This window comes from Mesorhizobium sp. M1217 (genome assembly GCF_040318275.1).
Classification (GTDB): domain Bacteria; phylum Pseudomonadota; class Alphaproteobacteria; order Rhizobiales; family Rhizobiaceae; genus Mesorhizobium.
Genome location: NZ_JAMYMA010000015.1, coordinates 94,505 through 106,648, shown reverse-complemented (window position 1 = coordinate 106,648; position 12,144 = coordinate 94,505). Strand labels below are relative to the sequence as shown.

Annotated in this window: 13 protein-coding genes; 4 read left to right on the top strand and 9 right to left on the bottom strand. The window is 62.4% G+C overall.

The genetic code is table 11. From position 1 onward, the window contains the following. Window positions 1–55: 55 nt before the first annotated feature. The gene (locus tag NKH37_RS23895) at window positions 56–205 is read left to right on the top strand and encodes a hypothetical protein (protein ID WP_353041623.1); all 150 of its coding nucleotides are present in this window, start codon (window positions 56–58) and stop codon (window positions 203–205) included. A gap of 404 nt (window positions 206–609) precedes the next feature. Here NKH37_RS23895 and NKH37_RS23890 read toward each other — a convergent pair whose 3' ends face one another. The 9 genes from NKH37_RS23890 to NKH37_RS23850 form a co-directional block, all read right to left on the bottom strand. Then, on the bottom strand, window positions 610–1,593 hold the full coding sequence (locus tag NKH37_RS23890; RefSeq protein WP_353041621.1) for an oligopeptide/dipeptide ABC transporter ATP-binding protein: 984 nt from the start codon (window positions 1,591–1,593) through the stop codon (window positions 610–612). Continuing rightward, window positions 1,586–2,599: an ABC transporter ATP-binding protein gene (locus NKH37_RS23885; protein ID WP_352643265.1), complete on the bottom strand. Its 1,014-nt coding sequence runs from the start codon at window positions 2,597–2,599 to the stop codon at window positions 1,586–1,588. The genes NKH37_RS23890 and NKH37_RS23885 overlap by 8 nt, the downstream gene beginning before the upstream one ends. Next, window positions 2,596–3,507 (bottom strand): ABC transporter permease, encoded by a 912-nt coding sequence (locus NKH37_RS23880; RefSeq protein ID WP_352643263.1) that lies wholly within the window; start codon window positions 3,505–3,507, stop codon window positions 2,596–2,598. The genes NKH37_RS23885 and NKH37_RS23880 overlap by 4 nt, the downstream gene beginning before the upstream one ends. Window positions 3,508–3,511: 4 nt before the next feature. Continuing rightward, window positions 3,512–4,453, bottom strand: a complete 942-nt coding sequence (locus tag NKH37_RS23875) for an ABC transporter permease (RefSeq protein WP_353041619.1) — start codon at window positions 4,451–4,453, stop codon at window positions 3,512–3,514. Window positions 4,454–4,481: 28 nt separating this feature from the next. Continuing rightward, window positions 4,482–6,044, bottom strand: a complete 1,563-nt coding sequence (locus tag NKH37_RS23870; protein WP_353041617.1) for an ABC transporter substrate-binding protein — start codon at window positions 6,042–6,044, stop codon at window positions 4,482–4,484. Between the two features lie 132 nt (window positions 6,045–6,176). Next, a complete protein-coding gene (locus tag NKH37_RS23865) occupies window positions 6,177–6,617 on the bottom strand; it encodes a YqaA family protein (protein ID WP_023722123.1) in 441 nt (146 codons plus the stop codon). A gap of 9 nt (window positions 6,618–6,626) precedes the next feature. Beyond that, entirely contained in the window at window positions 6,627–7,949 is a 1,323-nt protein-coding gene (locus tag NKH37_RS23860) for an MFS transporter (protein ID WP_023708305.1), read from the bottom strand. A gap of 69 nt (window positions 7,950–8,018) precedes the next feature. Next, on the bottom strand, window positions 8,019–9,359 hold the full coding sequence (locus NKH37_RS23855; RefSeq protein ID WP_353004646.1) for a cation diffusion facilitator family transporter: 1,341 nt from the start codon (window positions 9,357–9,359) through the stop codon (window positions 8,019–8,021). Window positions 9,360–9,367: 8 nt separating this feature from the next. Further along, entirely contained in the window at window positions 9,368–9,649 is a 282-nt protein-coding gene (locus NKH37_RS23850) for a metal-sensing transcriptional repressor (protein ID WP_353041615.1), read from the bottom strand. Window positions 9,650–9,753: 104 nt separating this feature from the next. On the opposite strand from NKH37_RS23850, the gene NKH37_RS23845 reads away from it, so the two are divergent. Genes NKH37_RS23845 through NKH37_RS23835 form a run of 3 tightly spaced genes read left to right on the top strand, consistent with a single transcriptional unit; the run spans window position 9,754 to window position 11,735 of the window. Continuing rightward, window positions 9,754–10,140 carry a hypothetical protein gene (locus tag NKH37_RS23845; protein WP_353041614.1) on the top strand — a complete coding sequence of 129 codons (387 nt, stop codon included), beginning with the start codon at window positions 9,754–9,756 and terminating at the stop codon, window positions 10,138–10,140. Between the two features lie 48 nt (window positions 10,141–10,188). Further along, on the top strand, window positions 10,189–10,926 hold the full coding sequence (locus NKH37_RS23840; protein ID WP_352643253.1) for a HupE/UreJ family protein: 738 nt from the start codon (window positions 10,189–10,191) through the stop codon (window positions 10,924–10,926). An 11-nt stretch (window positions 10,927–10,937) separates the two neighbouring features. Continuing rightward, entirely contained in the window at window positions 10,938–11,735 is a 798-nt protein-coding gene (locus NKH37_RS23835; RefSeq protein ID WP_353041612.1) for a hypothetical protein, read from the top strand. Window positions 11,736–12,144 lie beyond the last annotated feature (409 nt).

The following is a 12,144-nucleotide window of genomic DNA, read 5'->3' as shown; positions in this document are numbered from 1 at the left end:
CTATCGAGCTTGCAATGATCATGCTCGACTTGATCCGGGACCTTGGCGACGTCAAATGGACAAGCTGCTTGCGATTGCCGGCAATCAATATGTAGAGTTTGGAGACTTGCGTTCCCTTTCTATCTTCGCCGATTTTTTCCGCATCAGTCCGGGCGAAGAAACGCTCCTCGAAAGCCGCACGGTCGACATCGAACAGCCTGATTGAGCAGGTTTGCACGGCCTTGCCGTTCAAGGTGGCTTTTGTCACCGCGATCATGGTTCTGGCAGGCAGGTCGTCGCCAGTCGCCTCCCAGCCCTGGAAAGCATCTACGTCATCGACCGGAGCAAGCGCTGCGTCGCCGGACAGCGGTGTCCATCCGCGTCTCCCGGCTACAGCGGCGGTTCCCTCGAAGTCAGGCCCGTGGGCAAGACAAATCCCGTGAAAAGCTTCCAACGCCAGATCGACATTATCGGCATGCGCCAGCGGCGATGTCAGCCACATAGCTGCAAATGCCAGGACAAAACATGCCTTCGACATTCAGCGCGCCTCAGTCAGGAGAACGGGACAATCCACACGATCAAGATGGACCCTCTGGCAGCGTGGTCAAGAGGGGCTGCAACGACCATCCTTCAGATCACCGGGCGGTGGGCGCTATCTGCGAGGTGACAGGCGGCAACGCCGCCGTGGGGCACCATCCGCAAAATTGGTTCCTCGACCCGACAGATATCGATCGCCACGGGACAACGCGTGTTGAACCGGCACCCGGGAGGCGGCGCGCTTGGGCTCGGTGGATCGCCGGCGAGGATGATCCGGCGGCGCCCGGCTTCGATGCGGGGATCGGGAGAAGGAACAGCCGACAGCAGCGCCTGGCTGTAGGGGTGGGCCGGCTCGCGAAACAGCGGCCGGGTCACGCCGGCTTCCGAGATACGGCCGAGATACATCACCGTCACGTCGGAGCAGACCTCGCGCACGATCGCCAGGTCATGCGCGACAATGACGATGGTCAGACCAAGCTGCTTTTGCAACGACGTAAACAGGTTGACGATCTGCGCCCTGATCGAAACATCGAGCGCGCTGAGCGGTTCGTCGCAGACCAATATGGATGGTTTGAGGGCGAGTGCGCGCGCAATCGAAACGCGCTGGCGCTGGCCGCCGGAAAGCGACCTTGGCAAACGGTCGAGCACGGTCCCAGGCAGCGCAACCAGATCCAGAAGCTCGGCGATACGGCGGTGGCGCTCTGCCGACGAGCCGAGGCGATGGATCTGCAGCGGCTCCTCCAGCGTCTGATAGACGCTCTGGCGGCGGCTCATCGACCCCAACGGGTCCTGGAAGACGAACTGGACTTCACGGCTGAACGACTTCCTGTCCGATTTCAGCCATTCGGCGCGATCTCTCCCCCCAATCAGGACGGTGCCCTCGCTCTCCTTCTGCAAACCGACGATGGTGCGCGCCAGCGTGGTCTTGCCGCAACCGGACTCGCCGACGATGCCGTGGAACGCTCCGCGCGCGACCGACAGGTCTATGCCATCGACCGCCCGCACCGCGCCCGCGCCCGAGCGGTTGGCGAAATGGACTTTCAGCCCCTTGACTTCGATCGCTGCGAAATCAGACATGAACGGCAATCCCTTCTCGCCGAAGCACGACCGGGCAGGCCACGCGATGCGGATTTGCCGAGATCGATATCGTCTGAAGCGGAGGTCGGTGTTTTCGGCAACCGGCTTCGACCAATTCGCAGCGGTCGGCGAAACGGCAACCCGGCTCCAGCCTGATCTGGCTTGGCGGCAGGCCCGGTATCTCGCGCGTAGCCACATTGTCGTCAGCACGAAAATCCGGCACCGATGCGAGCAGCCCACGCGTATAGGGATGGACCGGCTGGGTCAGCACATCCATCGCCGTCCCCTCCTCCGCCACCTGTCCGGCGTAAAGCACGATGACGCGGTCCGCGACGGAAGCAACCACGCCGATGTCGTGCGTGATCAGCACGACCGCGATGCCGTCCTCGCGCTGGATCTGGCGGATGAGCTCCAGGATTTGCGCCTGGACGGTGGCGTCCAGCGCCGTTGTCGGCTCGTCGGCAATCAGTACGCGCGGCCGGGCCGCGAGCGCCAGCGCGATCATCGCGCGTTGCAGCATGCCGCCCGACATTTCGTGCGGATAGCGATTGTAGCGATCCTCGGGGTCCGGAATGCCGGAGCGTGCCAGAAGCGAAACCGCTTCCCTGCGCGCGGCCTCATGCGACAGGCCGGCGAAGCGACGCGCCTGGCGTGCCAGCTGCGGCCCGATCTTAAGCATCGGGTTGAGCGCGCTCATCGGATCCTGGAAGATCACGCCGAAATAGCGCCCGCGCAGGTCCGACAATTGCCGGGAACCGATGCTGAGCAGTTCGCTTCCGTCGGCTCGCGCTGACCCTTTCATGTCCACGGTCACGCCCTCGGGCAGCAGGCCGAGCGGACCGAGCGTCATGACGGTCTTTCCCGAACCGCTTTCGCCGACGACCGCGACCGTTTCTCCAGGGCGGACGTTGAACGACACCCCGTCCACCGCCCGCACCGAAACGGTGGTGGCGTAAAGATCGATGACCAAATTTTCGATCGCATAGAGCGGCTGATTGTCACTCATGCTGAAGTCGTCCCGGTTTCGACGGCGTTGCGTTCCGTCTCTTCACGGGCGCGCGCCAGTTTTCTTTTACGCAGCGTTCTGCCGCGAACCGGCCGTGGCACCTTTTGCAGCGCGAAGGCTTCGCCAAGCAGATTGAAGCTGACGACGACAAGTGTCAGTGCGAGCCCTGGCAGCACGACAAGGCGTGGAACCTCCTCGATGTAGCTCATGCCGTCGACGAGCATCTGGCCCCATTCCGGCGTTGGCGGCGCGACGCCAAGTCCAAGAAAGCTGAGTGTGGCGATGGCCAGCACAAGCGCGCCGGCGTCGGCGCTTGCATAGACGACGACCAGGGCAAGCACATGCGGCAGGATATGGCGGACAAAGATCCAGAGATGGCCGGCGCCCATGACGCGGGCCGCCTCGATATAGGGCTGCTGCAGCTCGGCGGTGACGACGGCGCGGCTCATGCGGGCATAGTTCGCCCACCACGCCAAGGTGAGCGCCGTGATCATCGACCAATAGCCCGTGCCCAAAATGCCGATCAGCGCCAGCGCGATCACCAGGCTCGGAAGCGCCAGTGCAATATCGATGAGGCTGATCAGGACAAGCTCGACACGGCCGCCGACATAGCCAGCAAAGGAGCCGATCGTCACGCCGATCGCCAGGGCGGCGACGAGCACGATGACCATGGCCACCAGGGAAATGCGGGCGCCACCGACGATGCGGCTCAAGACGTCACGGCCGAGATAGTCGGTGCCCAGCCAATGGCTCCAGCTCACGCCCTCCAGTGTCGCCGAATAGTCCTGCGCGCTTGGATCGTAAGGCATGATTACCGGAGCGAAGATGCCGACCAGCACAAAGCCGATGACGGGGAGCAGCACCAGCCACGGCCAGTCCTTGACGTCCCTGATTGCGGAAATGTTCATCGTCTCATGCTCCCCTCGCCCGGCGCATTCGCGGATCCGCCACGATGCAGATCATGTCGACGATGAAATTGACCATGACGAAGAAGACGACGAAGAGCAGCAGCACCGACTGCATGCCGATGAAGTCGCGGAAGCGTATCGCCTCGATGAAGAAAGCGCCGACGCCACGCAACGCAAACACCGTCTCGACGACGATCGATCCGATGATCATCAGCGTGAATTGTGCTCCGAACGTCGTCAGGAACGGTATGGCGATGTTGGGGAGCGCCTCGCGCAGCAGCACCTGCGTTCTGGTGTAGCCCTTGGCGAAGCCCGTTGTCGCAAACGGCCGCGACATCGCTTCCTGGAGGTTGACTCGAACGACGCGGCTGAGCACCGACGCCGGGAACAGCGCGATCGTCACCCATGGCAGAAGCCATGAGGTGAAGCCGCTCGTGCCGAAGGTGGGTACCCAGCCAAGCATCACCGAAAACACGATGACCAGCAGCGCCGCCACGAAGAAGTTGGGGGTCGACGCGCCGATCAACGAAAATGCGTGCAGGAATCTGTCCATCACGCCGCCATTGCTGACGGCGCCGGCGATGCCAAGCGTGATCGACAGGATGAAGGCGAGAACGCCGCCGCCGGCAAGCAGAGCCGCCGTCATCGGAATGCGGGCGGCAAACTCCCGAGAAATCGGCTTTCCCGTTCGCAGCGATATGCCGAAATCGCCAGCCAGCGCGCTGGCCAGCCAGCGTCCATAGCGGATCGGCAGCGGGTCGTGAAGGCCAAGCTCGTTGCCGATCTTGGCGATCATTTCGGCGTCCGCGCCGGGGCCCGCCGCACGCTCGGCAATCAGCGCCGCAACATTGCCCGGCGCCGCCGCAACCAGGGCGAATGTCAGCGCGGATGCCGCCAGGATCAAAAGGCAGGCAAGCAGCATCCGTCGCAGGATCGTGCGTTTCATCGTCAGGCCTCGCTTGGGCTCGAAGTCTTCAGGCCTTCAGCGTGATCGCCTTGAACGGCAGATCATAGTCGGTCGCCGGGAGCGAGAAATTCTCCGCGCGCGGATTGTGGGCCCACAGTCTCTGGCTGACGACGAGAGGACAGATGGCGGTGTTGTCGTGGAGCCAGTCGTAGAGGGCCTGCATCTTCAGGTCGCGTTCGGCGCCGCTCGCCTCGAGCGCAGCCTTGACGACGCCGTCGAGCGCGTCGGAGACGTAGATCTTGCCGTCAGGGCCGCTGTCGGCGGTCGAGACGAAGGCGTTGCCCAGCGTGCCGTGCGGATCGTAGGGCGCTCCGTAGGTGGTGAAGAAAGCCAGGTCATAGTTGAAGGCCGGACGCCGTTCATGCATGGTGGCATTGTCCACCGAGGACACCTGGACCTGGAAACCGACCTCGGACAACTGACCCTGGATCATTTCGGCGATGCGCCGCGATCCCGGCAGGGACTCTTCGGAAACGAGAAAATCGATGGTCAGTGGAGAGCCGGCCTTGGTCCAGGCCCCGCCGCTGTCGACCCAGCCGCCATCGGCAAGGATCTTCTTGGCCGCCGCCACGTCGCGCACCGGCACGTCATGCCGCTTGCCCGAGGAAGGCACGTTCGCCGGGAACAGATCGGCGGCCGGGTCGGCAAAGCCCTCGAACAGCACCTTGGCGATCGCCGCCCGGTCGACCGATGCATAGACGGCGTCACGGACGGCCTTGTCCGCGATGATCTTCGACTTCGGCGAATAGCCGAGCAGCATCGTCGCCGTGCCCGGTTCGGCCACGACCTTCATGCCGTCGCTTTCCAGTGCGCGAGCGCGGCGCGGCGACAGCGTCGCCACCCAGTCGCCACCGATGATATCGAGGTCGCCTGAGCGCAGACCATTGGCGCGAGCGAGTTCGTCCGGAACCACCTTCAATTCCATGCGGCTGAAGAGCGGCTTCTCGCCCCAGTATTTGTCGTTGCGAATGAGGGTGGTGCCGCTCGAATCGTATTTTTCGACGATCCACGGTCCGGTGCCGATCGGCGCCGTCTGCTTGCCATCCTTGTCGACCGCCTTGGGCGACAGGAAACGGACGGGCCGCACGATGGTGAGTTCAAGCAGTGCCGCCGGCACTGGCCGCTTCAGCTTGACCGTCAACTTGTTCGGTCCATCGGTGACGATGCTATCGAAAGCGTCGGAGATGCCGATCCATGAAAAGTCGCTCACCCCCAACCAGCGCTTCAGGTTCCATTCGGCCGCAGCCGAGTCAAACGGTGTGCCGTCGCTGAAAGTCACGCCTTCACGCAGATCGAAAGCGATTGACAACTGATCGTCCGCGACAGTCCATTTGGTGGCAAGTCCCGGCTCAAGCGCGCCGTTCTGGCCGTAGTGGATCAGCGCATCGAAGACGATGGTGTAGGTGCTCAGCGTCGACACGTTCTGCAGCAAATCGAGATCGCCGGTCTCCGCGGCGATGGCAATCTTCAGCGTGTCGTTGGTTTCGGAGAAGGCGCTGCGTGGCAGCGCGGCGGCGAAGGCAAGTCCGGCAGTGGAAACAAGGAAATTGCGGCGGTCGAGAGTGATCATGTCAGTTCCCCATTTTTTGATTGATTTTGAATCATGCTAACTCGGATATGCGATATGTCTATACTTATTCGGTCTGCGTCGGCTCAAGAGAAAGGTCGGAAGCGATGGTCGCGAATGTGTTGCCATGAGCCGCTACATCCAGCTCAGTGTCACCGCCGCGAGCGCTAGGTAGCGGCCAACCTTCGCGATCGTGACGATCACGAGGAAGCTCCAGAACGGCTCCCGCAGGACGCCCGCCACGATCGTCAGCGGATCGCCGACGAGGGGCAGCCAGCTCAACAGCAGCGACCATCGTCCATAGCGCTGGTACCATCGCGTCGCGCGCGTCAGTGCGGAGGGCTTCACCGGGAACCATTTGCGGTCGCGAAAGTGATCGACGCCCCGGCCAAGCCACCAATTGACGATCGAGCCGAGCACATTGCCTGCGCTTGCGGAGACGATGAGCAGAGCCGGAGCATAGCTTTCCGTCAGAAGCAGTCCCGCAAGGGCTGCTTCTGATTGCATCGGCAGGATTGTAGCCGCCACGAACGCGGTCAGAAAAAGACCGCCATAGACGGCGAGATCGCCAGGCATGCCGGGCGCTCAACTTGCTTTTGGCCATTGCGGGTGCCGATCATCGACAACGTAACCATGCGAATGCTCATAGCCTGCTTCCGACCATACCGCGTCGCCGATGTGCCGGTCGTCTTTGGGCAGATCGACATGCGTGTGCACAAGCACGTCCGGATCGTGTTTCGGCCACAGCCAGATCGCGGCAATCAGGGCGGCGGCGCCCATGACGCCAAGCAGAATGAATGTGAAGGGCAATCCCATTGCCGCCCCGACGCGGCCGGCAATCGGATAGGTGATCAGCCAGCAGGCATGAGACAGTGCGAATTGAGCGGCAAACAGAGCGGGCCGATCGACGGCATCGGCGGAACGCCTGATCAATCTGCCCGTTGGCGTCTGCGCCAGTGAATAGCCGAGCCCGAGCACGAACCAGAGCGGCAGCAGCAGATAGTAGCTGCTGGCGAGAGGCCCTATCAGCACCCCGGCGACCAGTATCGCGGCGCCCGAGAGCATCGCAACCCGGTCCGGTACGTTCTCAAGCAACCGCGGCAGGGCAAGAGCTGCAATCATCGATCCACCGCCAAAGGCTGCGAGCGCCAGCGCCGTGTCGGTTTGGGAGAGGCCAAATTGCGCCTGGACCAGGACGACCGTGTTGACGATCACCATGGCGCTGGCCGCCGCGACGGCAAGATTAAGGGCCAGCAGGCCGCGCAAACGCGGCGTCGCCAGATAGATGCGGATCCCGCGCGTCGTGCGTTCATAGATGCCGCGCGGCTCCGAGGGCTGCGGGCTGGGCAGAACCACAGAGACGACCAGAGCCGCTGACGCCAGGAACCCGACAACCGTGCCGGCGAACAGGCTATGGAAGCTTATGACTGAAAGCAGCGCCGCCGCGAGGATGGGGCTGACGACGCTTTCCAGGTCGTAGGCCAGTCGCGAGAGCGACAAGGCCCGTGTGTAGTCCTTCTCTTTGGGCAGCACGTCAGGGATCGAAGCCTGGAACGTCGGGGTGAAGCCTGCTGACGCCGACTGCAGGATGAAGATGAGAAGATATATCTGCCAGACTTCGGTGACGAAGGGCAGGAACACGGCGACCCCTGCCCTGATGAGGTCGAGCGAAACCAGCATGGTACGGCGTGGCAGGCGCTCGGCGAACGCGGCAGCAACGGGTGCCACGCCGACATAGGCGATCATCTTGATGGCGAGCGCCGTGCCGAGCACCGCGCCGGCATCGGCGCCGGCAAGGTCATAGGCCAGCAGCCCGAGCGCCACGGTGGCAAGGCCAGTGCCAATCAGGGCGATGACCTGGGCCAGGAAGAGATGACGGTAGGTGCGATTGGCCAAGACCTGAAGCATATTTTTGTCTTCTTGCAGTTCGAGACGGCTCGTCGAGCCAGAGACGGAGTACGAGCCGGCACACGGATCTCAGTGATGGTGGCCTTCGGGTTCGACCATCTTGAACGGCAGCACCTGTTCGCGATCCTTGGCCTTCAGGACCAGTCTTGCCTCGAATTCATGCGGCTCGGCAGGGGCCAACGTGCTCTCAAGGCGATGATGATTGTCGGCGACAGGATCGAGGTGCAACGTCTCCGGCCCCTCTGGCCGGTCGATGATCACCGTCGCCGTCAAATCGTCGGCGTGCCGGTCGATCGTCAGACGCATCCGCTCGCCGGCAGGCGTGTCGACGATCTCCAGTGTCCCCGCAGCCAGATCGCAGTCGACCTTGAACGGCTCCGGCGCATGATGACCATGAGCGTGAGAGGGTTCCGTGCCCTTTTCGGCAGATCCGGCCGGGCTTTCCAGACGCACATTCGCTTCCGCCAACGCCGGCAAATGGGCGAACAGTTCCTCCTTGAGGGCTTCGGTGACGCCCAGCACATCCTTGGCCGTCGCCGCGTCGGCGACACTGATGGCGACGTCGGCATGCAGGCGGTGGCCGATCCAGCGCGCCTGCACGCTTTGGACACGTTCGATACCGGGCACGTGCTCGGCGGCATGATGGATTTCATCGACGATGCCGGGCTCGACACCGTCGAGCATGCGCGTGAGGACTGCCTTCGAAGACTGCCAGACGATCGCGAAGATGGCCACCGTGATCAAGAGCCCGATGATCGGATCGGCCAGCGGAAACCCCAGCCATACGCCGATAGCACCCAGCACAACCGCCAGACTGGTAAAGCCGTCGGTGCGCGCATGGTAGCCATCCGCGATCAGCGCCGCGCTGTTGATCTCGCGGCCGACCCGGATACGGAACACAGCGACGGCTTCGTTGCCTAAGAAACCGATGATGCCGGCTATGGCGACCCAACCAAGAAATGCGATGGGACGCGGATTGATCAGCCTGTCGATCGCCTCATAGCCGGCGACGATGGCGCTGAACAGGATGATGAGAACGATGACGATCCCGGCCAGGTCCTCGACCCGGCCCAGCCCGTAGGTGAACGTCTTGCTCGGTTTGCGGCGGGCCAGCACGAACGCGATCCACAGCGGAATGGCAGTGGCCGCGTCGCCGACATTGTGGATCGTGTCGGCCAGCAGCGCCACGCTGCCGGAGAGGAACACGACCACGAGCTGGAGCGCTGCCGTGATGGCCAGAACGACGAATGACCATTTGATCGCCCAGATGCCGCGCGTCGTCGTGGCGATCGTCGGATCGATGACGCCATGGGTGTGGCCATGGCCGCCATCACCGTGATCATGTCCGTGGCCGCCAAAGCCTTGCGTCATCGGGCCAAACCCAAACCAGTCGCGAACTTTGTCCATAATGGCGCTTCTCACAGGTACTTGGTGATATCCTTGAACTCGTCGATCGAACGGCGCTGCTCGCGCGCCAGCGGCCCGACGACATCTTCAAGGCAATGGTTGAGATGATCCTGGATCAGGGTCTTCTTGGCTTGCGAAATGGCCTTCTCGACAGCATGAAGCTGCTGGGCGAGGTCGAGGCAGGGCCGGCCCGCTTCGATCATTTCGATGACGCCCTTGAGATGTCCGCCAGCCCGTTTCAGGCGCTTGACGATATCGGGATGGGTTTCGTGGGCGTGGGGTTCTTCGCTCATTCTTTGTAACTATCCTCCTGGAGGGGATATGACAAGCCTCAAAGAGGGCCCCGATTCCGGTGCAGGCAACCATTCGTAAAGATTTTAGAGACTAATCGCCAGTCATGCCGAATCGGATCAGCAGCCCAGTCCTTTGTCTCGTCATCGCCTTGGCGATGATGTTCGGCGTGCTGCGTCCTTTCGGCTATTCAGCCTCGCATGATCCGATCGCGCTTGCCGCCGCCGCGGCCGAGCGTCACGCCGGAGCCGCCGCGCAGATCGAAGAAAATGGCCACGCACATGATGACGGCGTCGCCGACGAGCAGAGCCCTGGCCATTTTCACGGGCACAATGCGGCCGACCACTCGCACGAAACGGCGAGTACGCCCGCCGACTTCGCGCCGACCGTTCCACAGATCGAGCGGGGCTGGCTAAAGTATCAGCCGACTTTCGTCGATCCGGACACGACATTCCGGCTTGATCGACCGCCGAGACCATTCCTCGCAGAATGATCGCGGCCGCTCACGCGGCCACCCTCAACGACGAAGATTGGAAATCTCATGCAAGGACCCTTCGATCGGGGCCGATCACGCGCGCGTCGCACGTGTTGGCGACCCGCCCTGCCCCTGCTTATCGCTCTGCTGACCCTGCCGCTGCTGGCAGGAGCAGCCTTTGCCCATGCCGTTGCCGCCGGCGACAAGGGCTATATCCAGGAAATCTCGGGCATCAACGTGCTGCCCTTCATCTATCTCGGCGCCAAGCACATGGTGACCGGATACGACCACATCCTGTTCTTGTTCGGCGTGATCTTCTTCCTCTACCGGATGAAGCATATCGGCATTTACGTCAGCCTGTTTGCGCTCGGTCACTCCACGACCATGCTGCTTGGCGTCTACTTCAACGTCGGCATCAACAGCTACATCATCGACGCCATCATCGGCCTGTCCGTGGTCTACAAGGCGCTCGACAATATGGGCGCTTTCCAGCGATGGCTCGGCTTCCAGCCGAACACCAAGGTCGCGACGCTGGTCTTCGGCTTCTTCCACGGCTTTGGCCTGTCGACGAAGATCATCGAATACAACATCTCGCCGGACGGCCTGGTGCCCAATCTGCTCGCCTTCAATGTCGGTGTCGAGATCGGCCAGCTCATGGCTCTTGGAGCCATCCTGATCGTGATGGGCTATTGGCGCCGCACACGAAGCTTCTGGCGTCACGCCTATACCGCAAACGTCATCATGATGACGGCCGGGTTCCTGCTGATCGGATATCAGCTCACCGGCCTGTTCGTCGCAGCATAGGAACCGCAACAATGTACAATACTGACTTGCCCACTCGCGCCGAATTGCCCACTTCGGCACAGCTCAAGCGCTCCACCTTCATTGCCGCGCTGACGGCGCTCGCCTTGCTTGTCACGGTCGTTATGCCGTCCGAGTATGCAATCGACCCGACGGGGGCGGGCAGATTGCTCGGCCTCACCAGAATGGGCGAAATCAAAACACAGTTGGCAGCCGAGGCGGCAGCGGACGAAATGGCCAGCGCGAAGGCTTCGGCCGAGCGGATGACGCAAATGGTCCCTCCAGCCGAGTTGATGGCTCGCATGGACCGAATTGAAAACCTCCTCGTTGCCCTTACCGCCGAACAGCCCGCGTCGCAGCCATCCCCAACTGGGGAGGCCATTGCCCAAGACAATGTGACAGTTGGAGAGATTGCTCCTGCCGAAGCCCTGCCAGTCAATCCGAGTGCGGCGCCGCAGGTCGCAGAAATCCCCGCGGAAGCGCCGGCCCCGACCCCCGGGAGGCGAGATGAAATGTCCTTCACACTGACACCGGGTCAGGGCATTGAGGTCAAACTTGTGATGCGGCAAGGCGCCAAGGCGAACTTCGCCTGGACCGTGGACGGTGGCGTCGTCAACTTCGATGCCCATGGCGACGGAGGCGGACAATCTGTCAGCTACGAAAAGGGCCGCAACGTCCCTTCCGGCGAAGGTGTGCTGGAAGCTGCCTTCGACGGGAACCACGGCTGGTTCTGGCGCAACCGCGGTGACAGCGACGTGACGCTGACGATCCAGACCGAAGGCGATTACATCGACATCAAGCGGATGATCTAGAGCAGTACCAGGTACGCCCGGCACTTGTGGTGCCGGGCGTGACTTGTTTGCCTGTTCCACCGTGGAGCGCGAAATTGTATCGAAAGCTTTCATGCACTCGCTGGTGCTGTGCTTCTCGATCGGCCTTACGATCACTGTCGTCACGGTCGGGGCTGCCGCTGCCCCGAGCGTCCTGCACTCGACCAGGCTTTGGTCCTGGTTCTCGACCGTCGCGCGCTGGGCTCCCATTTCCCAGCATTCTCATCATCGCCGTAGGCCTCTATGTCGGATACCATGGCTGGACAGGACCAGCCGCCGCGGGGGCCTGATGCGCTCACGCTTCACGCCAAGACCGCAATCCGAGATAGCGAGCCAATCATGAAATCCGCGATAGCAAGCACCGAAAGCGTTGCACCGGCGCCTAAAGCGG